At 38.0% G+C, this 23,190-nt stretch carries 23 protein-coding genes; 17 read left to right on the top strand and 6 right to left on the bottom strand.

Going from position 1 to position 23,190, the window contains the following annotated elements; translation table 11 throughout:
- Positions 1 to 207 precede the first annotated feature (207 nt).
- Positions 208 to 591: a PBECR2 nuclease fold domain-containing protein gene (locus tag ACTQXY_RS13285; RefSeq protein WP_441659863.1), complete on the top strand. Its 384-nt coding sequence runs from the start codon at positions 208 to 210 to the stop codon at positions 589 to 591.
- 437 nt (positions 592 to 1,028) lie between these two features.
- On the opposite strand, the gene ACTQXY_RS13280 is transcribed toward ACTQXY_RS13285, so the two are convergent.
- Positions 1,029 to 2,489, bottom strand: a complete 1,461-nt coding sequence (locus tag ACTQXY_RS13280; protein WP_441659862.1) for a flagellin N-terminal helical domain-containing protein — start codon at positions 2,487 to 2,489, stop codon at positions 1,029 to 1,031.
- Between the two features lie 227 nt (positions 2,490 to 2,716).
- Between ACTQXY_RS13280 and ACTQXY_RS13275 the strand changes: the two genes are divergently transcribed.
- Positions 2,717 to 3,100 (top strand): PBECR2 nuclease fold domain-containing protein, encoded by a 384-nt coding sequence (locus ACTQXY_RS13275; protein WP_441659861.1) that lies wholly within the window; start codon positions 2,717 to 2,719, stop codon positions 3,098 to 3,100.
- 441 nt (positions 3,101 to 3,541) lie between these two features.
- On the opposite strand, the gene ACTQXY_RS13270 is transcribed toward ACTQXY_RS13275, so the two are convergent.
- The 3 genes from ACTQXY_RS13270 to ACTQXY_RS13260 all read right to left on the bottom strand — a co-directional run bounded on the left by ACTQXY_RS13270 (position 3,542) and on the right by ACTQXY_RS13260 (position 7,639).
- Entirely contained in the window at positions 3,542 to 5,095 is a 1,554-nt protein-coding gene (locus tag ACTQXY_RS13270) for a flagellin N-terminal helical domain-containing protein (RefSeq protein WP_441659860.1), read from the bottom strand.
- Between the two features lie 271 nt (positions 5,096 to 5,366).
- Positions 5,367 to 6,845: a flagellin N-terminal helical domain-containing protein gene (locus ACTQXY_RS13265; protein ID WP_441659859.1), complete on the bottom strand. Its 1,479-nt coding sequence runs from the start codon at positions 6,843 to 6,845 to the stop codon at positions 5,367 to 5,369.
- A gap of 173 nt (positions 6,846 to 7,018) precedes the next feature.
- Entirely contained in the window at positions 7,019 to 7,639 is a 621-nt protein-coding gene (locus ACTQXY_RS13260; protein ID WP_441659858.1) for a recombinase family protein, read from the bottom strand.
- Positions 7,640 to 7,816: 177 nt separating this feature from the next.
- On the opposite strand from ACTQXY_RS13260, the gene ACTQXY_RS13255 reads away from it, so the two are divergent.
- The 3 genes from ACTQXY_RS13255 (at position 7,817) to fliB (ending at position 11,664) form a co-directional block, all read left to right on the top strand.
- The gene (locus tag ACTQXY_RS13255) at positions 7,817 to 9,037 is read left to right on the top strand and encodes a flagellin N-terminal helical domain-containing protein (RefSeq protein ID WP_441659857.1); all 1,221 of its coding nucleotides are present in this window, start codon (positions 7,817 to 7,819) and stop codon (positions 9,035 to 9,037) included.
- 76 nt (positions 9,038 to 9,113) lie between these two features.
- Positions 9,114 to 10,340 (top strand): flagellin N-terminal helical domain-containing protein, encoded by a 1,227-nt coding sequence (locus ACTQXY_RS13250; RefSeq protein ID WP_441659856.1) that lies wholly within the window; start codon positions 9,114 to 9,116, stop codon positions 10,338 to 10,340.
- 76 nt (positions 10,341 to 10,416) lie between these two features.
- A complete protein-coding gene (fliB, locus tag ACTQXY_RS13245) occupies positions 10,417 to 11,664 on the top strand; it encodes a flagellin lysine-N-methylase (RefSeq protein WP_441659855.1) in 1,248 nt (415 codons plus the stop codon).
- Between the two features lie 123 nt (positions 11,665 to 11,787).
- Here fliB and ACTQXY_RS13240 read toward each other — a convergent pair whose 3' ends face one another.
- Both ACTQXY_RS13240 and ACTQXY_RS13235 read right to left on the bottom strand, forming a co-directional pair.
- Positions 11,788 to 12,102 carry an EscU/YscU/HrcU family type III secretion system export apparatus switch protein gene (locus tag ACTQXY_RS13240; protein ID WP_441659854.1) on the bottom strand — a complete coding sequence of 105 codons (315 nt, stop codon included), beginning with the start codon at positions 12,100 to 12,102 and terminating at the stop codon, positions 11,788 to 11,790.
- Positions 12,089 to 13,504 (bottom strand): hypothetical protein, encoded by a 1,416-nt coding sequence (locus ACTQXY_RS13235; RefSeq protein WP_441659853.1) that lies wholly within the window; start codon positions 13,502 to 13,504, stop codon positions 12,089 to 12,091. The genes ACTQXY_RS13240 and ACTQXY_RS13235 overlap by 14 nt, the downstream gene beginning before the upstream one ends.
- 94 nt (positions 13,505 to 13,598) lie before the next feature.
- Here ACTQXY_RS13235 and ACTQXY_RS13230 point away from each other — a divergent pair, with 94 nt between their 5' ends.
- The 12 genes from ACTQXY_RS13230 (at position 13,599) to ACTQXY_RS13175 (ending at position 23,127) form a co-directional block, all read left to right on the top strand.
- Positions 13,599 to 15,671: an ATP-binding protein gene (locus tag ACTQXY_RS13230; protein WP_441659852.1), complete on the top strand. Its 2,073-nt coding sequence runs from the start codon at positions 13,599 to 13,601 to the stop codon at positions 15,669 to 15,671.
- A 17-nt stretch (positions 15,672 to 15,688) separates the two neighbouring features.
- A complete protein-coding gene (locus ACTQXY_RS13225) occupies positions 15,689 to 16,165 on the top strand; it encodes a chemotaxis protein CheW (RefSeq protein ID WP_441659851.1) in 477 nt (158 codons plus the stop codon).
- 21 nt (positions 16,166 to 16,186) lie between these two features.
- A complete protein-coding gene (locus tag ACTQXY_RS13220; protein ID WP_441659850.1) occupies positions 16,187 to 16,999 on the top strand; it encodes a CheR family methyltransferase in 813 nt (270 codons plus the stop codon).
- A 17-nt stretch (positions 17,000 to 17,016) separates the two neighbouring features.
- Positions 17,017 to 18,051, top strand: coding sequence for a chemotaxis-specific protein-glutamate methyltransferase CheB (locus tag ACTQXY_RS13215; RefSeq protein WP_441659849.1), 1,035 nt, complete (start codon positions 17,017 to 17,019; stop codon positions 18,049 to 18,051).
- A 124-nt stretch (positions 18,052 to 18,175) separates the two neighbouring features.
- Positions 18,176 to 18,487 (top strand): flagellar biosynthesis anti-sigma factor FlgM, encoded by a 312-nt coding sequence (locus ACTQXY_RS13210; protein ID WP_441659848.1) that lies wholly within the window; start codon positions 18,176 to 18,178, stop codon positions 18,485 to 18,487.
- Entirely contained in the window at positions 18,488 to 18,949 is a 462-nt protein-coding gene (locus ACTQXY_RS13205; RefSeq protein ID WP_441659847.1) for a flagellar export chaperone FlgN, read from the top strand.
- A 21-nt stretch (positions 18,950 to 18,970) separates the two neighbouring features.
- Positions 18,971 to 20,506 carry a flagellar hook-associated protein FlgK gene (flgK, locus tag ACTQXY_RS13200; RefSeq protein ID WP_441659846.1) on the top strand — a complete coding sequence of 512 codons (1,536 nt, stop codon included), beginning with the start codon at positions 18,971 to 18,973 and terminating at the stop codon, positions 20,504 to 20,506.
- Positions 20,507 to 20,517: 11 nt separating this feature from the next.
- Positions 20,518 to 21,531, top strand: a complete 1,014-nt coding sequence (locus ACTQXY_RS13195; RefSeq protein WP_441659845.1) for a flagellin N-terminal helical domain-containing protein — start codon at positions 20,518 to 20,520, stop codon at positions 21,529 to 21,531.
- Between the two features lie 23 nt (positions 21,532 to 21,554).
- Positions 21,555 to 22,160 carry a DUF6470 family protein gene (locus tag ACTQXY_RS13190; RefSeq protein ID WP_441659844.1) on the top strand — a complete coding sequence of 202 codons (606 nt, stop codon included), beginning with the start codon at positions 21,555 to 21,557 and terminating at the stop codon, positions 22,158 to 22,160.
- A 32-nt stretch (positions 22,161 to 22,192) separates the two neighbouring features.
- Entirely contained in the window at positions 22,193 to 22,636 is a 444-nt protein-coding gene (fliW, locus tag ACTQXY_RS13185; protein WP_441659843.1) for a flagellar assembly protein FliW, read from the top strand.
- Positions 22,637 to 22,638: 2 nt separating this feature from the next.
- Positions 22,639 to 22,860, top strand: coding sequence for a carbon storage regulator (locus ACTQXY_RS13180; RefSeq protein WP_441659842.1), 222 nt, complete (start codon positions 22,639 to 22,641; stop codon positions 22,858 to 22,860).
- A gap of 72 nt (positions 22,861 to 22,932) precedes the next feature.
- Positions 22,933 to 23,127: a helix-turn-helix domain-containing protein gene (locus ACTQXY_RS13175; RefSeq protein ID WP_441659841.1), complete on the top strand. Its 195-nt coding sequence runs from the start codon at positions 22,933 to 22,935 to the stop codon at positions 23,125 to 23,127.
- Positions 23,128 to 23,190: the final 63 nt, after the last annotated feature.

The following is a 23,190-nucleotide window of genomic DNA, read 5'->3' as shown; positions in this document are numbered from 1 at the left end:
TGGATAACATACACTTTTTTCTTGATAAAGTAATTCTACAAAAAAGAATTGTGGATAACTGAAGCATAAGAAAAGCCCGGACTTTTGTCCGGGACTTTGTCTACAGTCTGACCCGGACTTCTGTCCGGGACTTTGTCTACAGTCTGTGCCACTCTGATGAGTGGCTAATCAATTGATAGTACGCACTATGGTGCGTTTACCAGAAAAATGGCATTTATAAAGCAATTGGGGACAATAGATATATCTTTACTGAGTGAGACATTTGGGAATATCCAGACAAGTGAAATTATTATCACGAACGAACGCTTACAACACATTTACGAAAGACATCCTGAAGATTATAATTTATTTAAAGAATATGGACAAAGTAGTGTACAAAATCCTGATATTATTATAAAAGATGAAAAAAACCAAGGAACAATCTTTATGGTAAAAAAATTACCAGATACCAATCTAAATGTTGTGGTAAGGGTAGTATTAGAAACGGATGAAATTGGATGGAAAAATTCAGTTATGACTTTCTATAGAATTCGCGAAAAGAACCTAAAAAAATTAATCAAGAAAAATACGCTCCTTTACAAAAAGGAATAATTATTATATAATGGATATACAATAAATGAGAAGGTATTTGAAGTAGAGATTGTGCTGCTACGCACCTTATGGGTCAAAAGAAATGCGGGAAAGGGCACCCCCGCCGAATATCTTCTTATTTTTTTACTTAGCTGAACATGTATTTCAATTGCTACTCTTTGAAGTAGCTTTTTTGCTATAAAAATTCTTCTTGCATATAAAAATGACACAAACCTTGGAAAGCGAGGTGCATAGTATGTCTAATCTGAGTAAGGGAATAGAAGAAAAGGGACGGCAGGAAGGGATCATAGTTTCTCTTGGCCGTGTTCACGAGACTTAGTATTGTTGTAACAATTTAATATCGAATATACAGTAAGATAAAAACCGCTATCTCACGATTTTACCATGGGATAGCGGTTTTCTGTTAGTTTATTCTAGTTACTGATCAATAATTTCAATTACTGTAATAACTGAAGAACTCCCTGTGGAATCTGATTAGCCTGTGCAAGCATAGCCTGTGAAGACTGTACAAGAATGTTATTCTTTGTATAAGCCATCATTTCATTAGCCATGTCTACGTCACGGATACGGCTTTCAGCTGCTGTCATGTTCTCAGCTGTTACACTTAAGTTGTTGATTGTGTGTTCCAGACGGTTCTGGATCGCACCCAAGTCACCACGAGTAGAGGAGACGGAGTTGATCGCAGCTTTGATCTTATCAACGGCTGCTTTTGCTCCAGCCTGTGTGCTGATATCAACATCTGCGATACCAAGTGCATCTGCATGCATATCACCAACAGAAACTTCCATTTGATTGAAATCTGCGGAAGTATCACCGATTTGAAGTGTCAGAGCAGCGCCATTCTTTGTTGTAGAGAATGTTAAATTTTGTCCATTAGCGGTAACTTCAATACCTGTTCCGTCTAGCGCTTTATTCAGGTTCTCTATAGTAGCAGCATTAGTTTTACCAACAATAACAGCGGTTGCTCCCTCAGATACTTTAGCATTTGCATCTGTTACAAATTCATATGTTTTTCCATTTAAAGTGATTGAATCACCTGCAGCGATATCTGCATTAACATTTGTTGTCTCAGCAGTGGCATTTTTTCCGGCGGTGAACGTTCCGTTTTTAACCTTTGAGGCATCTGTAGTGCTTACACTTGTAACTTTTGCACCATCTTCACCCTTAACTTTGGATGTTAATGTCACATTTGCAGCAGTTCCTCCAATTTCGAAAACAGATGACAATTCGGAGTTTTTTGCGATAGCGTCTTTAATAGCCGTAGCAGTATCGTTCGCATTTGCGCCTGCGGTATATTTTACCTCTGTTTTATGTAATTTACCGTCTGCATCAGCATATTCAACAGTTAATGTATATTCCTTTTGGGCTGTCGGAGCTTCGGCTGTGATTGTAGAAACTGCTCCTGTCGCTGCATTCTGTTGAATTGTATTAGGAGCACCTGCAAACGTGGCAGAAACATCCAACTTAGATGTTGACAAAGAACCATCCAACAGATTGATTCCGTTGAAGTTTGTAGAGTCTGCAATACGATTGATTTCATCTTTCAGAGATTTAATCTCTTTCTGCAGGTTTGCACGGTCTACTGCGTTGTCATAGGTTCCGTTTGCTGATTGGTCAGCAAGCTCTACCATACGGTTTAACATAGAGTGAACTTCTGTCAAAGCACCTTCAGCTGTCTGTACTAATGAAACACCATCCTGAGCGTTTTTCTGAGCTGTGTTTAATCCTGTGATCTGAGCTCTCATTTTTTCAGAAATAGCAAGTCCGGCTGCATCGTCACCTGCACGGTTGATTCTGTAACCAGAAGATAATTTCTCTAAGTTTTTGGAAACTGCACTGTTGTTTCCTGTTAAGTTTCTGTAAGAATTTAAAGCTGCAATGTTGTGTTGAATTCTCATAAAATAATTCCTCCTTGAAATAAATTGTTATGGGGAATTCCTTTTCCCCTGTTAAAATAATTTTGTAAAGTTTTGAAAGCGTAATTCGGACTGCCGGCTGTTGTCCTGAAAAGTACACCTTTAGAGAGTAAAAAACACTTCCTATTATTAAACTATGAGAATACAGCATTGCGAAAAATTCAAATTTTGATATAATAAATTCATCTTAAACTGAAGAGGACAGAAAAATGGCATTTATAAAGCAATTGGGGACAATAGATATATCTTTACTGAGTGAGACATTTGGGAATATCCAGACAAGTGAAATTATTATCACGAACGAACGCTTACAACACATTTACGAAAGACATCCTGAAGATTATAATTTATTTAAAGAATATGGACAAAGTAGTGTACAAAATCCTGATATTATTATAAAAGATGAAAAAAACCAAGGAACAATCTTTATGGTAAAAAAATTACCAGATACCAATCTAAATGTTGTGGTAAGGGTAGTATTAGAAACGGATGAAATTGGATGGAAAAATTCAGTTATGACTTTCTATAGAATTCGCAAAAAGAACCTAAAAAAATTAATCAAGAAAAATACGCTCCTTTACAAAAAGGAATAATTATTATATAATGGATATACAATAAATGAGAAGGTATTTGAAGTAGAGATTGTGCTGCTACGCACCTTATGGGTCAAAAGAAATGCGGGAAAGGGCACACCCGCCGAATATCTTCTTATTTTTTTACTTAGCTGAACATGTATTTCAATTGCTACTCTTTGAAGTAGCTTTTTTGCTATAAAAATTCTTCTTGATATAAAAAATGACACAAACCTTTGAAAGCGAGGTGCATAGTATATCTAATCTAAGTAAGGGAATAGAAGAAAAGGGACGGTAGGAAGGGAGGGAGGATAGTTTCTCTTGGCTATGTTCACGAGACTTAGTATTGCTGTAACAATTTAATCTCGAGTACGGGGTAAGACAAAAACCGCCATCTCACGACTTTACCATGGGATAGCGGTTTTCTGTTAGTTTATTCTAGTTGTTGTTCAATAATTTCAATTATTGTAATAACTGAAGAACTCCCTGTGGAATCTGGTTAGCCTGTGCAAGCATAGCCTGAGAAGACTGTACAAGAATGTTATTCTTTGTATAAGCCATCATTTCATTAGCCATGTCAACGTCGCGAATACGGCTTTCAGCTGCTGTCATGTTCTCAGCAGTTACACTTAAGTTGTTGATTGTGTGTTCCAGACGGTTCTGGATCGCACCCAAATCACCACGAGTAGAAGATACAGAGTTGATTGCTGATTTAATCTTGTCAACTGCTGCCTTTGCTCCAGCCTGTGTACTGATGTCAATATCAGCAATACCAAGAGCTGCTCCGTGCATATCACCAACAGAAACTGTCATTTGGTTGAAGTCTGCTGAAGTATCACCAATCTGAAGTGTTAAGCCACCATTTCCTGCTGAAGACGAAAATACAATAGCTGTTGCTGTATTCTGATCTTGGGCAATCAAATCATCTGACAGACCAAGTTTTGTCTGAATCATGCCTATCATCTGCCCTACTTCATCCTCTGTTGGCTTAGCACCCTGAATTTCTAGAACATTTACATCACGATCAAATTTGGAACCATCTTTTGCAAATACAAATTTCTCCCCATTTACTGTAAATACTTGATCTTGCTTTATTGTATCAAAATTATAGCTTACTTTTGCATTTTCTCCAGCTGTCTGTTTTGCAACAGCTACAGTACCTGGGGTCCCTTTCATGTTTGTTTCTACTGCTAGAACTTTTGCACCATTTTGTCCAGTTGCCTTTGAAGTAAATGAAAGCTTACCTGTTGTATTTGTTACAGTAAATTGTCCGCCAAGTTCACTGTCTGCACTAATAGCGCCTACAAATGCTTTTCCGAGTTCATCAATTGAAGCAGTACCTTGGGTTCCTAACGTATATGTATTTCCGTTTACATCTACCAAATTTTTATCATCTTTTGCTTTCAGAGTAATTGTCTTATCTTTGGTAGTGCCATTCGCATCCGTGTAAGTAAGTTTGATGCTGAATTCATCTCCAGCTTTTACACCTGTCTGTTGTGTAAGTGCAGCCAACTCTGTTTTGTTTGCAGTTGCAGCTACATCTGTTTTCGTAACTCCATCTAAACCTGTAAAGGTAGGGAGTTTTCCTGTTGCTAGAGAACCATCTAACAAGTTGATTCCATTGAAGTTTGTAGAATCAGCAATACGATCGATTTCTGACTTTAAAGAAGTAATCTCTTTCTGTAAGTTAGCGCGGTCAACTGCATTGTCATATGTTCCGTTCGCTGACTGATCAGCAAGCTCTACCATACGGTTTAACATAGAGTGAACTTCTGTCAAAGCACCTTCAGCTGTCTGAACTAATGAAACACCATCCTGAGCGTTTTTCTGAGCTGTGTTTAATCCTGTAATCTGAGCTCTCATTTTTTCAGAGATAGCAAGTCCGGCTGCGTCGTCGCCTGCACGGTTGATTCTGTAACCAGAAGATAATTTTTCTAAATTTTTAGAAACAGCGTTGTTGTTTCCTGTTAAGTTTCTGTAAGAGTTTAAAGCTGCAATGTTGTGCTGAATTCTCATAAAATAATTCCTCCTTGAAATAAATTAATTGAGGGAATTCCTTTTCCCTGTTAAAATGATTTTGTCAAGTGCGGAAAATGCTCTTCAAACTGCCGGCTATTGTTTTGAAAAGTACACTTTTTTGGAGAGGAGGATTTGTTGAGTATTTCGTCAAGGTCAAAAAGAGATGAATATAGAAAATAAGAATCCCTCAGCAGTGTTGATTTACCGCTGAGGGATTCTGTTACTCATATCTTAGTTATAACTATGATACTACATTATTCTTTAGTTATTACTGTAATAACTGAAGGACTCCCTGTGGAATCTGGTTAGCCTGTGCAAGCATAGCCTGTGAAGACTGAACAAGAATGTTATTCTTTGTGTAAGCCATCATTTCATTAGCCATGTCTACGTCACGAATACGGCTTTCAGCAGCTGTCATGTTCTCAGCTGTTACACTTAAGTTGTTAATTGTGTGTTCCAGACGGTTCTGGATCGCACCAAGATCACCACGAGTAGAAGATACAGAGTTGATTGCTGCTTTAATCTTATCAACTGCTGCTTTTGCACCAGCTTGTGTGCTGATATCGATATCAGCGATACCAAGAGCTGCTCCGTGCATATCACCAACAGAAACTGTCATTTGGTTGAAGTCTGCAGAAGTATCACCAATTTGAAGTGTTAAGCCAGAACCATTTTTAGTTGCTTCAAACAGGAGTTCATTTCCATCTTTAGATACTTTAATTCCAGAATCCTCCAATGCTTTGTTTAAATTCGCAATAGTATCAACATTAGTTTTTCCAACAACAATTCCGATTGCTCCTTCTGTTTTAGGATCTGTCTGTGCATCTTTTATAAATTCATAAGTTTTACCATTTAAAACAAATTTTTCACCAGCTGCAATATCAGCAGCACCTGCACCCTTTGTTTTAACTTTTGCATTTTCACCTGCTACAACTGGATCGGTTGTCATTGTTGCTGTAGCATCAGAAGATGTTACACTAACAAGTTTTGCTCCATTTTCACCTTTTACTTTAGAGACTAAATCTACCGCTCCATTTCCTGTATCAGCTTTTACTTCAAATACAGAAGATAATCCAGAATCCTTAATTGCTTTTTCTAAAGCACTTGCGATCTCGGCTTTATCATCTGTTTTTGCGAGAGTATACTTCAAATCAACTTTGTGTACAGAACCATTTTCATCTGCGTATTCAACAGTTAGAGTATGGGTTCCTGTTGCCCCTTTAGCTGTTCCAAAACCAGAAGTGGTTCCAGTAGCTGCTACCACTTCAGCTGTTGTTGCCTGACCACCAATTGTGCCAACTCCTAAGTCAAGTTTTGTTGTTGATAAAGAACCATCTAATAAGTTAATTCCATTGAAGTTTGTAGAATCAGCAATACGATCGATTTCTGATTTTAAAGATGTAATCTCTTTCTGTAAGTTAGCGCGGTCTACTGCATTGTCATATGTACCGTTTGCTGATTGGTCAGCAAGCTCTACCATACGGTTTAACATAGAGTGAACTTCTGTCAAAGCACCTTCAGCTGTCTGAACTAATGAAACACCATCCTGCGCATTTTTCTGAGCTGTGTTTAATCCTGTAATCTGAGCTCTCATTTTTTCAGAAATAGCAAGTCCAGCTGCGTCGTCACCAGCACGGTTGATTCTGTATCCTGAAGATAATTTCTCTAAGTTTTTAGAAACAGCGTTGTTGTTTCCGGTTAAGTTTCTGTAAGAATTTAATGCTGCAATGTTGTGTTGAATTCTCATAGTATTTCCTCCTTGAAATAAATTGTTATGGGGAATTCCATTTCCCCTGTTAAAGTGATTTGCTAAACTCAGAAAGTGTGATTAAAACTGCCGGCACTTGTCTTAACTCGTACACTTTTCTGGACTTTATAAAATCACTGTTCAATTATATTATCGTAGACAAATTAAAAAACTTAAGTACATTTTTTATTATTTTGTTTTTTATATTCTGAAATTCTCACATATAGTGTACTTCTGCTGAGTTTACATAAATTAGCAAATTCCTTAATAGTAATTTTTTTCTCATGCCATTGCTCATAAAGTTCTGGAAAATTTTCTGGAAGAGGAATTCTCGGTTTGCCAAATCGAACGCCTCTTATTTGAGCAGCGGCGATTCCTTCTGCCTGTCGTTGCCGAATACTTTCTCTTTCATTTTCTGCCACAAAAGATAATAATTGTAGCACAATATCGCTGATAAATGTCCCTAGCAAATCTTTTGTTTTACTCGTATCCAGCAGCGGCATATCTTGAATAATGATATCTGCACCTTTTACTTTTGTAATAATTCTCCATTGCTCCATAATTTCCTCATAATTGCGCCCTAAGCGATCAATACTTTTTGTGATTAATATATCCCCCTCTTTCAATTTCCGTACCAAACGCTTATATGCTGGTCTTTCGAAATCCTTTCCGCTTTGCCGATCAATGTAGATTTGCTTTTGGGGAATCCCAATATTTGTAAGCGCCAATAGCTGGCGCTCTATATTTTGATCCTTTGATGATACACGAACATAACCGTAAATATTTTTTGACATGTTGTATTCCTCCTGACTGTTTTTCAAATAAAATTTGGTTATTCCAATTTCCAGAAAAGTGTACTTTTCAGGACAACAGCCGGCAGTCTTGGTTCCTTTTCCAGATTTTCATAAAATCATTGTATCAAATGGGAAAAGGAATTCCCAATTATAATTTTATTTCAAGGAGGAAATACTATGAGAATTCAACACAACATTGCAGCATTAAATTCTTACAGAAATTTAACTGGAAACAACAACGCTGTTTCTAAAAACTTAGAGAAATTATCTTCTGGTTACAGAATCAACCGTGCTGGTGACGACGCAGCTGGACTTGCTATTTCTGAAAAAATGAGAGCTCAGATTACAGGTCTTAACACAGCTCAGAAAAACGCTCAGGACGGTGTCTCATTAGTTCAGACAGCTGAAGGTGCTTTAACAGAAGTTCACTCTATGTTAAACCGTATGGTAGAATTAGCTGATCAGTCAGCAAACGGTACATACGACAATGCTGTAGACCGTGCAAACTTACAGAAAGAGATTACTTCTTTAAAATCAGAAATCGACCGTATTGCAGACTCTACAAACTTTAATGGAATTGATTTATTGAATGGAGATTTATCAACATCGACAACAGCAGTCGCTTCTTCTACTGCGGCTGGAACAAAAGCTGGAGCAGATTTAACTTTCACATTTGCAGAACAATGGAAAAAAGATAGTACAACTAATGTTAGTTTGAAAGTAACACTTGCTCATAAAACTAGCGTTACATCTCCTGAAGCATCTGTAGCAGCGGATGGTACCATTACGATTTCAGTGGATACTTCTAAAAATTATTCTGCTGATGATATTAAAAACGCATTATCAAATGCTCAGTTAAATGCTGGTATAAAAGATGATGCAAAAACACATTTAGAAAGCTTATTATCTACAGTCAGTGTAACTGGTTCCGGAATCAAAGGAGTAGCAAATGGTGACGGTTTTACAAATGCAAGTGCCACTGTTTCTGATCCAACTGGTAAAGCACTTACTCTCCAGATCGGTGATACTTCTGCTGATTTTAACCAGATGCAAGTCTCTGTTGGTGATATGCATACAAAAGCACTTGGTATTGACGGAATTGATATCAGCAATCAAGCTGGAGCAAAAGCAGCTGTTGATAAAATCAAAGCAGCTATCAACTCTGTATCTTCTACTCGTGGTGACCTTGGTGCTATCCAGAACCGTTTGGAACACACAATCAACAACTTGAGCGTAACAGCTGAGAATATGACAGCAGCTGAAAGCCGTATCCGTGATGTAGACATGGCTAACGAAATGATGGCTTATACAAAGAATAACATTCTTGTACAGTCTTCACAGGCTATGCTTGCACAGGCTAACCAGATCCCACAGGGTGTTCTTCAGTTATTACAGTAATTATAGAAAAACAAATTAAATTACATATCATAACAGGAAAAGGAATTCCTGTTGCTAATTTCAAGGAGGAAATAAGATGAGAATTCAACATAATATCGCAGCTTTAAATTCATATAGAAACTTAACAGGAAACAACAATGCTGTTTCTAAAAACTTAGAGAAATTATCTTCAGGATACAGAATTAACCGTGCAGGCGATGACGCTGCCGGACTTGCTATTTCTGAAAAGATGAGAGCTCAGATTACAGGTTTAAACACAGCTCAGAAAAACGCACAGGATGGCGTATCTTTAGTACAGACAGCTGAAGGTGCGTTGACAGAAGTTCACTCGATGTTAAACCGTATGGTAGAGTTAGCTGATCAGTCAGCAAATGGTACATATGACAACGCTGTAGACCGTGCAAACTTACAGAAAGAGATTACTTCTTTAAAATCGGAAATCGACCGTATCGCTGATTCTACAAACTTCAACGGAATCGATTTGTTGAATGGTGATTTATCTACATCCACAACAGCAACACTTACTTCTGATGCAGATGTTGCGCAAAAGAAAGCTGGAGTAGATTTAAAATTTACATTTGCTGAGCAATGGAAAAAAGATAATGCAACCAATGTTAGCTTGAATGTAAAAATTGCCCATCAAGCTGGTGGTGCAGCTCCAAAAGCAGCCGTTGACAAGGATGGAAATATCACAATTTCATTAGATGCTTCTAAAAATTATTCTGCCGATGATATTAAAAATGCATTATCAAATGCTACATTAGATACTACGATAAAAGATGATGCCAAAACACACATAGAAAGTTTATTGTCTACGGTTAGTGTAACTGGTTCAGGAATCACAGGGGTAACACAGGGAGATGGATTTGCTAATACAGGTTCAACTGTTGCTGGTCCAACAGGAGAAGCATTGACACTTCAGATTGGTGATACATCAGCTGACTTTAACCAGATGGAGGTTTCTGTTGGTGATATGCATACAAAAGCACTTGGTATTGACGGAATTGATATCAGTAATCAAGCTGGAGCAAAAGCAGCTGTTGATAAGATTAAAGCAGCTATCAACTCTGTATCTTCTACTCGTGGTGATTTGGGTGCAATCCAGAACCGTCTGGAACACACAATCAACAACTTAAGTGTAACAGCCGAGAACATGACAGCTGCGGAAAGCCGTATCCGTGACGTAGACATGGCTAACGAAATGATGGCTTACACAAAGAATAACATTCTTGTACAGTCTTCTCAGGCTATGCTTGCTCAGGCTAACCAGATTCCACAGGGTGTTCTTCAGTTATTACAGTAATAACAAAAATTACAATTATAGAAAGCAGGCGGGAGTATCCCACCTGCTTTTTCAATAAAATGCTAGGAGAAACAAAATGAAAAAAACACTTGTTTTAAAACCTGAATATTATGACAGCTTTTCATGCAAAGGTTCAAGCTGTAGACAGACATGCTGTGGAGGTTGGGCAATTACCTTGTCCAAAGAGGAATACCGAAAAATTCAACACTATATTCGTGATAATGAAATATTCTCATCTCAAATATATTTTCGAAAGATGCCAGCAGCGCAAAGAAGTGATAATTCTTACATGAAAATGATTTTAGATGCGGATCAAAATTGTCAGTTTCTAAATGAGAAAAAATTATGCAATTTACAATGTCATTTTGGAAAAGAAATACTATCAAACACTTGCAATTGGTTTCCAAGGATATTATTTGAAAATTATGGACTATTCTGTGCTACAATGTCCCCCGGATGTGAGAAAGTCCTAGAAATGCTTCCAACGGACAAAAGTCTTGCATTTTGTATTCAAGAAGAGTATATCGACGACAGATTTCCCAAAGGTATTCCGATACAACAGGTTTATCCAAAAGACATTTATCCATATACTACATACTTTCAAGACATTTACAGTATGTGTATTCTGATTTTGCAAGCTCAGGAAATTTCTCTGGAAGATAGAATGATTTTGCTCGGAATTGGATTAGAAAAGATTATACACCTCGGAAATGATGGACGGTGGAATGACATTCCGCCATACATAGAGAACTATCTCTCGTGCTTATCACAATTAGATGACATCCGTACATTACTTCCATCCTTTTCTCCTAATCTGCCTGCTGTCTTCAATAATTTCCTCATGGCAGATAACGAACCGAAAGAAAGTACGTCTTCTTATCAGAAAATTATGCATCGTGTAAAAAAACATCTGAATGTCACTTATAAGACAGACGATGCAACATTGAAGGTTTCCGCATCATCGTTTGCTGATTATGAAAAAAGGAAAGATTATTTTGTTCGAATAATGAAGAATAAGCCATATTTTATGGAAAATCTTCTTCTCTCTATATTTACGTACCGAAATTTTCCGTTTTCAGGAGATTCGATTGGCGGGATTTGGGAGAATTACATATACCTTTGCTGGATATACAGCAGCTTAAAATTTGTCTTGACGGTCTGCTCAGAAGATATTCACTCTCACAGTGAATTGATTGCATTATGTGTTCCGCTTCTTAGACGTTGGGCTCATAGCAGTGAAATAACTAAAACTTTTGTCAATGAGTTTCAGAAAAATTCCAGTAATACACTTGCTCACATGGCTGTCTTATTAAAGTCTTGCTGATAATAAAAGAACCTAGACTCTTTATTCTTAAAGATTTCTAGGTCCTTTCTATTCAGACACATCTCCTCGACACTCCTGATTTCCTTTTTTAAGGCTATTGCTTCTTAATATAAAATCAATGCTTTACTCTTCTAGTTCTTCTTCCTTTTCTTCCTCTTCTTTCTCCATACTCGGTGAAAATTTCAAAAAATACACATAGATATCTACAATTGCCTGATACAATTCTTCCGGTATCTCGGTTCCAAGCTCCAACTGTGTCAATACAGTCGCCAAAGAATTATCTTCATAGACTGGTATCTCATTGTCATTTGCAATCTCCACAATCTTTTCAGCAACATACCCAAGTCCAGACGCCACGATCACCGGTGCTGCTTCTTTATTTTCATCATAGCGAAGGGCAACTGCCTTTTTCGCCATCAAATCTTTATATTGTGACATTGACTGAGTTTCTCCTTTCATATATTTTCGGAAAAGCCTTTGACACAGGAATAGACTCTTTGCCCTCTTCCACCGCCAAGTATTCTACTTCCATACCGTTTTTCTTCAGTATACCCGATATTCCCTTGCGAAGCTCTTCTCCCTTGACTGGAAGCGTATCCGGATAATGCATCACCATGCTCATCTTGTTGTTTTGATAATACATCAGTATGTCAAAAAATCCAACTTCTTTCATATCGAATTTCAGTAATATCTTAACTCCTTTTCCGCCTGCCGCATTCTCCTCATCACTCTCCTCGTCCGGATCAATCCACATCTCCGTGAAAATAGGTACGCCTTCTATAATAAGCGGAATTGCAAGATGCAAAAGTGGCATATATACACTTTCATTTACAAGAGTGCTGTTGAGCAGATTCAAGAATGTCTCTCTCACCTGAGTCCCCGCCTCTCCTCGCACTCCGGCACGCATAATTTCCAAAAATTTATCCGACCATTCCTCTCTTCCCGCTGCTTTGTCGAAATTGACGCGCTCAAACAGCTTTGCAACCTCTTCGCTCGTCATCCCCCCAAATCTCTTTTGGAAAGCTGGAAATTCTTCTAATTTTTTAAACGCTTGCATCACGGAATCCAACGCACCATTTTCATATCGGGATGTGTTATACGTCAAAAGATTGATAATATCTCTGATCTTTCCCATATTCCCTGTGTCTGATATATATTTCCCAAGGAATGGAATAATCCGACCTTTCAATAGCTCTGTATTCGCCTCACTGTCTTTCATCGTATGAGGCTTTAATTGCTTCATAAGCATATCAAGCTGTTCCCTCTCCTGACGGAACATATACTTTTGAATCTCCTTTAGTTCTGACTGAATATTATTCATGATATGTGTTCCCGAAGACATATCATTGTATTTTTTCAAAAATTCTAAAATAGCAAATTTCAGCTCCACTGTTGTAGATTCACTCATAACCTGTCTGAGCAGATCAAATAGTGGTCCATGCAGCCGATTTGCTCCATCTGTCTGCTTTTTTAAAAACTCTGCCGCTTCTGCCGAACTCATGTTCAAAAGCTGGAGCATAGTGGAAATATCCTGTGCAGTCTGTGCACGTACCCCTGATTCCACAAGGTGCTCCATTCCCCCAAACATCAGTTTTCCCATAATCTCTCTCAATTTTGGAACTTCTTGAAGTGTGCGGATAAAGTTAGCAAAATTCGATTCCTGATAGATTCCAGAACCGTCTTTCATCCCTGAAAATTCTTCCTTATTCCCGGCTCCTGCAGCATTGTCTGCTCTCACAGGAGCTTGTATCCCTAAATTCTCAGGCTGATTAATATTCTGTTTATTGACAGCATTCTCGTACCCGAGTGCCGGTGTTGTAACTTTTAAAATATTTGACATTTTTTTACCTACTCTATAATTTTCTCTTATCCTTTTCTGTCTAATGGTCGATACTAATATTGTATTAAACATTTAGATAAGGCGGTGCTATATTATGGATAATATGCTTGAAGTATATCTTTACGAAACACATTCCCTGTTAGAACAATTAGATGAACTCTTGATAGAAGCAGAAAAAAATGAAGACTTTACTACAAATGATGTGAATGAAATCTTTCGTATCATGCATACGATCAAGGGCTCTTCTGCAATGATGGAATTTTCCACTTTAATGGAGATTGCCCATCATATTGAAGATTTATTCTTCTACATTCGTGAAAATGGATTAGATTCTCTAAGCCATGAACACAAAAGTGATTTATTTAATCTGATGTTCCAATCTACAGATGCTCTTCGAGATGAAGTAGAGAAACTAGAAAATAATGAACCACTTAGTTCTAATATCGACCATATAATAACAGATATTAATAGTTTTTTAGAAAAAATCAGCAATTCTGAAAAAGTCCAAAAGTCAGATTCGTCTATTCCGTCTGCTCCGGCAGCTAATTCAGGTATCTCCGGATGTCCAAAATCTGACGCTCCATTTTTTATCAAAATTCATTTTGAACATGGATGTGGAATGGAGAATTTAAGGGCGTTTATGATTGTATCTGCCCTTCAGGATTCTGATCTTGCTTTTGAGTTTTTTCCAAAAGATGTGGAGACGAATCCGGACACTGCAGAATCAATCGTTGAAAATGGATTCTTTCTTGCACTGTCTTCACAAAAGGATGTCGATAGTGCAATCAGTTTACTAAAAGAACAGGCAAGCATCGAGACATACGAAGTGATCAGCAACATGGTAGACAACTCCGCTGACAATGTTTCTTCTCCTGCGCCTGCAAAGGACGCAGACAGCGCAAGTGTTCCTGTACAACAATCGGAGCCTTCGTCTGCTTCTGCTAACAAATCTTCGTCCTCTGCTTCTACATCGCATGCCAAACAAAGTCTGATCAGCGTCAACCTATCAAAGCTTGACAGCCTGATGGCCATTGTCGGAGAGATTGTAATTACGGAATCTATGGTAACTTCTTCACCTGAGATTCAGAACCTCAAACTTGACAGCTTTTTAAAATCAACCCGTCAGCTTCGTAAGCTTACAGATGATCTGCAGGATATCGCAATGTCACTGCGCATGGTTCCACTTTCAGGCACGTTTCAGAAGATGAATCGTATCGTCCGTGATATGAAGAAAAAATTAGGAAAAGATGTTCGTCTCACAATTGAAGGTGAGAATACAGAAGTGGATAAGACTATTGTGGACAGCATCAGCGATCCAATCATGCACATTGTACGTAATTCTATGGATCACGGAATTGAGCCTACTGTGGAAGAGCGTATTGCGGTCGGAAAGCCTGCTGAGGCAGAAATCATCTTATCTGCAACCCATACGGGAAGTGAGGTAATCATTTCTGTCAGCGATGATGGACGTGGAATGGATCCTGATAAGATCTTGGCAAAAGCCGAAAAGAATGGAATTCTGACTAAGCCTGCCTCTGAGTACTCACAAAAAGAGATTCTGTCTCTCCTTATGGTTCCTGGTTTCTCTACGAACGAATCTGTAACCGAATTTTCCGGTCGTGGAGTTGGAATGGATGTTGTGAAAAAGAATGTTGAGTCTGTAGGGGGTATTATTTCTATTACAAGTGAATTGGGACAGGGAAGTTGTACTACACTTAAGATTCCTCTTACGATGGCAATTGTGGATGGCATGGAGATTTCTGTTGGAAATTCTATGTTCACGATACCAATTGCGAATATAAGACAGTCTTTTAAAGCAGCCAAAGAAGATGTTATTTTGGATGCAAACGGCAATGAAATCATTAAATGTATGGATGAATTTTATCCAATCGTACGCGTTCATAGCCTTTACAATATCGAAACAGATGTGACCGAGATTGAAGACGGAATTCTCATCTGGGTAGAGGCAAGTGACAAATCTTACTGCCTGTTTGTAGATGAATTGCTTGGCGAACAGCAAGTCGTTGTAAAACCGCTTCCTGCTTTCCTCAGCTATTTTAATATTAAGGATTCCGGAATCAGTGGTTGTACGATCCTTGGTGATGGCAATATCAGTATTATTCTTGATATTCTGAATCTTTACACTGCATCCAAGAATCATTACTAAAAAATGGAGGTTTTAATATGTCAATTGATACAAATGAAATAAATACAGAAGAAGTTGTCGCTGCTGAGACTCCTATATCTACAGAACGTTTTCTTACTTTTACCTCTGACGGACTTACAATTGGAATCAGCACAGATTATGTAACGGAGATTATCACAAACCACAGCATTACTGTGCTTCCATTAGTTCCAGATTATGTGAAAGGTATTATCAATCTTCGCGGACAGATCATTCCTATTATTGATATCCGTCTTCGCATGGGTAAAGAAGCAATTGCCTATACGAATCATACTTGTATCATCGTGTTGAATATCGACTCTGTGCTTATCGGTATCGTTGTAGATATGGTACAGCAAGTCATCGATATTGACAAATCTCTGATTTCTTCTATGCCGATTGAAGATCATCAGGAATTAATCAATGGTATGGTTTCTTTGGATGAGCGTTCTGTCCTTTTATTTTTAGACTGTGAACAGCTTGTCAATGCTTACTAGGTGCGATAAAGGAGAATTGATATGCTAACAATTAACGAAAATGATTTTCAACGATTGGTTCGTTTTGTTCAACAAAACTATGGAATTGACCTGTCGAAAAAGAAACAGTTGATTATGGGGCGTCTCTCCAACTCAATTGTTTCTATGGGGTTTCCTGATTTCCAGCATTATATTGACCACCTGATCACGAATCAAAAACCGGAAGATATTGAACTGATGTTGAACAAACTGACTACAAATTATACTTATTTTATGCGTGAAAAAGAACATTTTGAGTTCTTCACAGATACTATTCTTCCGTATCTTTTAAAGACAAAAAAGAACCGTGTATTGAGCATCTGGAGTGCCGGATGCTCTTCTGGCGAAGAGCCATATACTATTTCTATGATTTTAAAAGAGTACCTCGGTTCTCAGGCTTCACGGTGGGATACTCGCGTCCTTGCAACGGATATTTCCCAGAATGTGCTGAATCGGGCAGCTGCGGCTACATATGAGGAAGCTTCCTTGAAAGACCTGCCAGCTGGATGGAAAAACAAATATTTTCGTCCGACAAGTCAGGCTGGATTCTATACAGTTGCTCCTACCATACGTGATAATGTTATTTTTAGAACTTTTAACTTGATGGATCCAATCCAGTTTCGTTTAAAATTCGATGTCATTTTTTGTCGTAACGTTATGATCTATTTTGATCAACCTACAAAAGATGCATTGGTAAATCGTTTTTATCAGGCAACAAATCCAGGTGGATATCTCCTTATTGGTCATTCGGAAAGCCTGAACAAATCGAAGATTGCCTATCGCTATCTTAAGCCTGCAATTTACCGTAAAGAATAAGTGAAAGGATTGATTTTATGAAAACAATAAAAGTGCTAATAGTAGACGACTCGCTTGTTTTTCGCCAAATGCTGATGCGATATTTTCTCACTGTCCCCAATATCCAGATTATCGGATATGCAATCAATGCAGCGGATGCCCGTCAAAAGATTTTAAAATTACAGCCAGATGTCGTAACACTTGATGTGGAAATGCCAGGGATGAGCGGAATCGATTTTCTAAAGAATTTTCTTCCAGAACATCCAATTCCGTTCATTTTAGTTTCTTCGCTCAATATTCGTGTATTCGACGCTCTTTCCTACGGTGCAGTTGATTTTATCCGCAAACCAGACATGGCTCTTGCACATTCCAAGGATGCCTTTTTCTCATCTCTGCAATCTAAAATTGTAATTGCTTCTCAGGCACATGTAAAGATTCCGCAGAAGAAGACGAATGAGCGTATTCTGCCTCTTCCTTCCGGCACACTCTCTCACAATACCCTGTCTTCAACCATCATTGGCATCGGCGCCTCTACTGGTGGAACAGAAACTACTTTGGAGATTCTAAAGGCACTTCCCAAAGAGATGCCGGGGATTGTTGTGACTCAGCATATGCCGGAAGGTTTTACTGCTATGTATGCTCAACGTCTGAATCGCCTCTGCAAACTCGAAGTAAAAGAAGCTAAACACGGGGATCCTATTCTTCCGGGACAGGTATTGATTGCCCCTGGCTCACTTCAGATGAAAGTAGTCCCTGCCCAAAAAGGCTATATGGTCCAATGTGTAAATGGAGAGAAAGTAAATGGACATTGCCCTTCTGTTGATGTTCTTTTTTCTTCTATTGCGGAGAACGTTTCTGTTCGAAAAGTGGGAATTATCTTAACCGGTATGGGGCGTGATGGTGCAGATGGACTTTTAAAAATGAGAGAGAAAGGTGCATTTACTATTGGTCAGGATAAAGCGTCTTCTGTTGTATATGGAATGCCTATGGTTGCGAACAATATTGGTGCTGTGTGTATACAATCTTCCTATAAAAACATTGCTTCGGTTCTCCTCAACCATTTGAAACAATAATTTTTCCATAATTATATGTGAAATGCGTTAATATTTTTGTGCATTCGACCGATATAAAAAGTAGAATGTTCTTACTAACTAAAGGGAAGCGGATTGCTTCGTTTCTTTTGAAAGGAGATAATACATGAAAATTTCTATAAACAATATACAGAAAAATTATTCTGATTTACAGATTCAGTCAAAAGAAACCCATAAATCTTTGGCTTCCTTGTCTGAATCTGAATTTTCTAATTTTGATCAACTGTTAATTCAGTCTGATCCAAAACAGATTGAAGAATCTTCTTTTATGGAAAGCCTTTCTAAACAGCTTTCACATGAAGTTTCTTCTTCTGAAAAAGATTTTGAAAAGATTAAATCTCAAGTGCAGAATCACACTTATCAAATAGATGCACAGGCAATTGCCTCCCGCATTCTATTACTCGGGGAGGGATTATAATTGGAACACTTTGAATCATTCTGCCAGCTAGTACAAGAATATATTGATTTGTTTGATCATCTCATCCAAATCGAAGAGGAAAAAATTGAAGCAGTTAATAAAAATCAGATTACTTTTGTTGAAAATTGCATGAATCACGAACAGGCTGCTGTCCTAAAACTGCGTGGCTTAGAGTTACAACGTGAAAAGTCTTTGGAAGAACTCGGATGTAGCGGTCTTTCATTTCGTCAAATTATCGAGAAAAGGCCTGATTTTTCTCCTTCTCTTTTACCACTTTTTAATCAACTTTCAGAGCGTGTACAGACATTTCGCTCTCTGGGTGATAGTGCAAAAGATTTGATTGAAGTGAATCTTCATGTAATTAATTCCGTTTTAAGTGAAACTCAGCCAAATGCTCAGACTTACACTTCAGACGGAAATGATCAAAACAACCCGAAACACTTTACAAGTCGTTTTGTTTGATATTTTTAGGAGGAATTTATTATGATACGATCCACATTTGGCGGTTTCACAACTGCACAGCTTGCTATGGCAGCAAGCCAGCGTGCTCTAGATGTTGTGGGACAGAATATTGCAAATATTAATACAACTGGATACACAAGACAGCGTTTGGATATTGCCAGCATCAATTTTCAGAATAATGGCATGTACAGCAACAGCCCTGGAAAAGTAGGCTATGGTGTTGAGATTACTGGTATTTCACAACTTCGCGACCCTTATCTTGACGCCCAGTACCGTACACAAATTTCAAAGCTTGGAACAACCGATGCTCATGCCGCTGGTCTTGAACAGCTGGCAACTGTATTTGATGAAACAACAAAGGATGGAGTTCGCGATGCTTTGCGGAACATTTCTTCTGCTCTTACTCAGCTTTCAGAACACGTAGGCGAGCAAGAATTTGACTCTATGGTGCGCTCCAACATGCAGATTCTCTTGAATCTTTTCCATGAAAATTCTTCTCGTTTAGAAGATGTGCGCAACGATATTTCCTCTAGTCTTTCAAACACAGATGTTGCTGGGGTAAATGATATTCTAGAAAATATTGCAAGTTTGAACAAATCAATTAAAAACAGTCAAATCTTAGGAAATCCTGCACTAGAACTTCAGGATCAGAGAAATGACCTGATCGATCAGCTTGCAAGCTATCTTCCTATTACAGTAAAATACCGAGACGAAGAGGTTGGCCCTGGACAATTCGTGGAAGTGCTTGATGTACATTTCACGGCAAGTGATGGTTCCAAATATACTTTGATCTCTGATAGTGATTTTGGTCACTTGGATACAGGTATTACAGATGGTCTTGCTTCTCTGTCTATCACTGATGCAGCCGGTAATTCGTTTGCCGGAATGGAGGATTTGCTTGGGAACGGAACATTAAAAGGAATGTTCGATATTCTGAACAAGTCTGGTGAATTTGATAAACCTGCATCAACCATAAAAGGACTTGGATATTACGAGACTTCCCTGAACTCTCTTGTAAAAACCTTTGCCGAAAAATTTAACGAAATGAATAAAGCTCCAGATGGTACGGCACGTCCTCTTTTTGAAAAAATTGATCCGAATGCAGATTGGTCTGCAGAAAATATTAAAATTGCCGATGGATGGGCCAATGGTTCTTACGGTATTACTTCGTCTAAGAATGAAGTTGGTGGCGATATCGGTTCCACGGCGAATGAAAATATTATCGCTATGATTAAAGCTTTAGAAGATTCTCAGTCTTTCAAAGGCGGAGAGCATGACACTGAATTTTTCAATGGTTCTTTCTATGATTGTTTTGCAAATATTGAAAGTACACTCGCTATTGATTTAAAATCAACAAAAACATTGCTCTCAAATCATATTTCAATTGTACAACAGACAGCAAATTCTCGTGATGGTGTATCTGGAGTTCAACTTGATGAAGAGGGTATGAATCTGATGCATTATAATCAATCCTATAGTGCTGCTGCTCGTCTCATGACTACGTTAGATGAAGCCTTGGATACATTAATTAATAAAACTGGTGTCGTAGGTCGTTAAGGAGGTATAACATGCGAATTACTACAAATGCTATTTTAAGAAATTACAAATCAAATCTTGCAAATTCTATGTCAGCCTTGGACACTGCGAGAAATAAGGTTATGACTGGTCGTCAATTTTCTTCTGCGGCTGAAAATCCTGCCGCTGCTTTGCGTTCTTCTGTATTAGAGCGTAAGTATGTAAAGACACTTGACAATATTTCCAGTGCGAAAGACGCTCAGTCCTTTTTAGATTCTCAGGAAAGTGCTGCGATGCAGATCAGCGATCTTGCATTAACTTTAACAAAACAATACGGTTTGGAAGCACTAAACGGTACAAGTGGCACAGAAGAGATTCGTAAGACTTATGCCGATGCATGGAGAAGTGCTCAGGAAAGCTTAATTCTCAGCCTTAATTCTTCTTATGAGGGAAAATATGTCTTTGCTGGTTCAGATGGAAAAAATCCACCTTTTGCGCTCTCTACAGACCCGAAAACAGGAAAACAAATTCTCACTTATCGTGGATTAGATGTTAGTGATCCAGCCAACAAAGCAAAATTGGATGAATTAGCAAAGGATACTACTTATGTAGATCTTGGATTTGGTCTTACAGAAAACAATGGCGTCATTGATCCTTCCAGTGCATTCAATACAAGTCTTCCTGGTCTCAATCTTGTTGGATATGGACAGGATGCAAATGGTACTACAAAAAACATGGTTCTTTTAGCTGGTGAAATTGCAGATTGCTTGGAAAAAGAACCATTTGACAAAGAAGAATATGAAAAACTTTTAAACTCTTTTGAAGACGGAAGGAACTCTGTTTTAGAGCAGGTTACAACACTTGGAACAAAAAGTTCTTTTCTCGAAAACAGTTTGGAACGCTTGGAAGATAATAAACTTGGTCTATCAACTCAACTTGATAATGTCGTTAATATCGATATGGCAGATGCTATTACCCAGTTTTCTTGGGCTCAATATGCATATAATGCAGCTTTAAAAGTAGGAACCAATATTTTGTCACCATCATTTATTGATTTTATGAGGTAACTTAGATAAGGGGGAGAGGATTTATGGAACAACTACTAAAAATAACCACTGTTCCAGTTCAATATGAACTAAAAATTAACAATGCTCGACTTGAGTATAGTCGTTCTAATGCACAGGTGGAAATTAGTCGCTCTGATGGAGAATTTACCATTAAAAGTCGACCTGTAAAATTGAACCTTGATACTTATGAAGCACGTAACAGTGTTACACCCACATTGAGACAGAGCATTAGCAATGCTGCTCAGAAAGGACAAGAAATGGCTTATAGCGCTTCTGCTACCTTTGCGAGAGAAGGACAATTGATGTTAAAAGCAAAAATTGGTGATGATGTCTTGAATGAGATTTTCCGTCAGAGAAGCCAATTGCCTACGGGAGATTTTCAACTTGGTTTTATTCCAAATGCACCTGTAGATATTCAATATCAAGCACCCGATTTAACCATCCGATACGAAATGGACAAATTGAACTTTGATTTAAAAATGGAACAAGGTAATTTTAAATTTATACCAGGAGACATTCAGCTTTCTATTACACAGCAACCAGATGTTCTGATTGAATATATTGGAGGTCCTCTGTATGTTCCGCCAAGTGCTGATCCCAATTATGAACCAATAGATGTAAGGGCTTAATAGCCCTTACCTTTTTTTCAGGAGGTATTATTTTGATTGCAAAAACAAAATATTTTGATGAAATAACATATGAAACAGAAGATATTATTACGATTACAAATGGACTTTTTGGATTTGAATCTTTTACAAAGTTTCTTGCGATTCCTTTTGATTCTGATAATGATTCTGTTCTTTCTCTACAAAGTCTGGAAGATCCAGAACTGTCATTCATACTTATGAATCCATTCCAGTTGTTTGAAGACTATTCTCCAAGTCCGCTATCTGAAGATTTAAAGCTCTTTGGAGATATACCTGATTCAGACCTCTCATATTATGTTATTGCCGTTTTAAAGGACACTATGGAAGCTTCTACATTAAATTTAAAAGCACCTTTAGTAGTCAATGCATTAACACATGTTGGAAAACAAGTCATCTTGCCACAGGAAGAATATAAATTTCGGCAACCATTTCCAGCCAAGCATCATAAGGAGGATTGAGTATGTTAATTTTGCAACGCCGCAAGGGTGAATCTCTTTGTATTAGTGAAGATATAAAAATTACTGTTTCCGATATAGGACCAGAATGGGTAAAATTGGCGATAGATGCACCAAAAGGTATACCGATTCTTCGTTCCGAACTAAAAGAGGCTGTATTGGAGAACCAGAAGGCTTCTAAAGAAGTTTCTGAGAATGTTCTTTATAAATTATTAAAAAAGGAATAGAAAAGAGACTGCAATTGTACCGACCCCCAAAAGTTAGACCTAAAAATCTAACGATTGGAGGTCGGTATTTTTATGTCTAAATATTCTTTTGAATTCAAGAAGAAAGTTGTTTTGGCATACTTAAACGGAGAAGGTGGATACGGATATCTTTCTAAAACATATGGAATTCCTGCTAAAAGAAATATTGAGCAATGGGTTCATAATTATCAAACCTTTGGATGCAAATTTCGTCCGACCGGTGTGAATATTTCGCTTGAAACGGTGTGAGCATATTGTTCCACCGGTGTACCTGCTCGGAACATCGGTGTGAGACTTATTGTGGTATAGTTT

The organism is Faecalimonas sp. LCP19S3_D12 (genome assembly GCF_052121495.1).
Lineage (GTDB): Bacteria > Bacillota > Clostridia > Lachnospirales > Lachnospiraceae > Faecalimonas.
The sequence above is the reverse complement of the archived record's forward strand: the minus strand, read 5'-3'. Positions and strand labels throughout refer to the sequence as shown.

Excerpts from the sequence above, each read along its gene's own strand:
- ACTQXY_RS13285 (WP_441659863.1), top strand. The coding sequence starts at position 208 with ATGGCATTTATAAAGCAATTGGGGACAATAGATATATCTTTACTGAGT.
- ACTQXY_RS13280 (WP_441659862.1), bottom strand. The coding sequence starts at position 2,489 with ATGAGAATTCAACACAACATTGCAGCTTTAAATTCTTACAGAAACTTA.
- ACTQXY_RS13275 (WP_441659861.1), top strand. The coding sequence starts at position 2,717 with ATGGCATTTATAAAGCAATTGGGGACAATAGATATATCTTTACTGAGT.
- ACTQXY_RS13270 (WP_441659860.1), bottom strand. The coding sequence starts at position 5,095 with ATGAGAATTCAGCACAACATTGCAGCTTTAAACTCTTACAGAAACTTA.
- ACTQXY_RS13265 (WP_441659859.1), bottom strand. The coding sequence starts at position 6,845 with ATGAGAATTCAACACAACATTGCAGCATTAAATTCTTACAGAAACTTA.
- ACTQXY_RS13260 (WP_441659858.1), bottom strand. The coding sequence starts at position 7,639 with ATGTCAAAAAATATTTACGGTTATGTTCGTGTATCATCAAAGGATCAA.
- ACTQXY_RS13255 (WP_441659857.1), top strand. The coding sequence starts at position 7,817 with ATGAGAATTCAACACAACATTGCAGCATTAAATTCTTACAGAAATTTA.
- ACTQXY_RS13250 (WP_441659856.1), top strand. The coding sequence starts at position 9,114 with ATGAGAATTCAACATAATATCGCAGCTTTAAATTCATATAGAAACTTA.
- fliB (WP_441659855.1), top strand. The coding sequence starts at position 10,417 with ATGAAAAAAACACTTGTTTTAAAACCTGAATATTATGACAGCTTTTCA.
- ACTQXY_RS13240 (WP_441659854.1), bottom strand. The coding sequence starts at position 12,102 with ATGTCACAATATAAAGATTTGATGGCGAAAAAGGCAGTTGCCCTTCGC.
- ACTQXY_RS13235 (WP_441659853.1), bottom strand. The coding sequence starts at position 13,504 with ATGTCAAATATTTTAAAAGTTACAACACCGGCACTCGGGTACGAGAAT.
- ACTQXY_RS13230 (WP_441659852.1), top strand. The coding sequence starts at position 13,599 with ATGGATAATATGCTTGAAGTATATCTTTACGAAACACATTCCCTGTTA.
- ACTQXY_RS13225 (WP_441659851.1), top strand. The coding sequence starts at position 15,689 with ATGTCAATTGATACAAATGAAATAAATACAGAAGAAGTTGTCGCTGCT.
- ACTQXY_RS13220 (WP_441659850.1), top strand. The coding sequence starts at position 16,187 with ATGCTAACAATTAACGAAAATGATTTTCAACGATTGGTTCGTTTTGTT.
- ACTQXY_RS13215 (WP_441659849.1), top strand. The coding sequence starts at position 17,017 with ATGAAAACAATAAAAGTGCTAATAGTAGACGACTCGCTTGTTTTTCGC.
- ACTQXY_RS13210 (WP_441659848.1), top strand. The coding sequence starts at position 18,176 with ATGAAAATTTCTATAAACAATATACAGAAAAATTATTCTGATTTACAG.
- flgK (WP_441659846.1), top strand. The coding sequence starts at position 18,971 with ATGATACGATCCACATTTGGCGGTTTCACAACTGCACAGCTTGCTATG.
- ACTQXY_RS13195 (WP_441659845.1), top strand. The coding sequence starts at position 20,518 with ATGCGAATTACTACAAATGCTATTTTAAGAAATTACAAATCAAATCTT.
- ACTQXY_RS13190 (WP_441659844.1), top strand. The coding sequence starts at position 21,555 with ATGGAACAACTACTAAAAATAACCACTGTTCCAGTTCAATATGAACTA.
- ACTQXY_RS13180 (WP_441659842.1), top strand. The coding sequence starts at position 22,639 with ATGTTAATTTTGCAACGCCGCAAGGGTGAATCTCTTTGTATTAGTGAA.
- ACTQXY_RS13175 (WP_441659841.1), top strand. The coding sequence starts at position 22,933 with ATGTCTAAATATTCTTTTGAATTCAAGAAGAAAGTTGTTTTGGCATAC.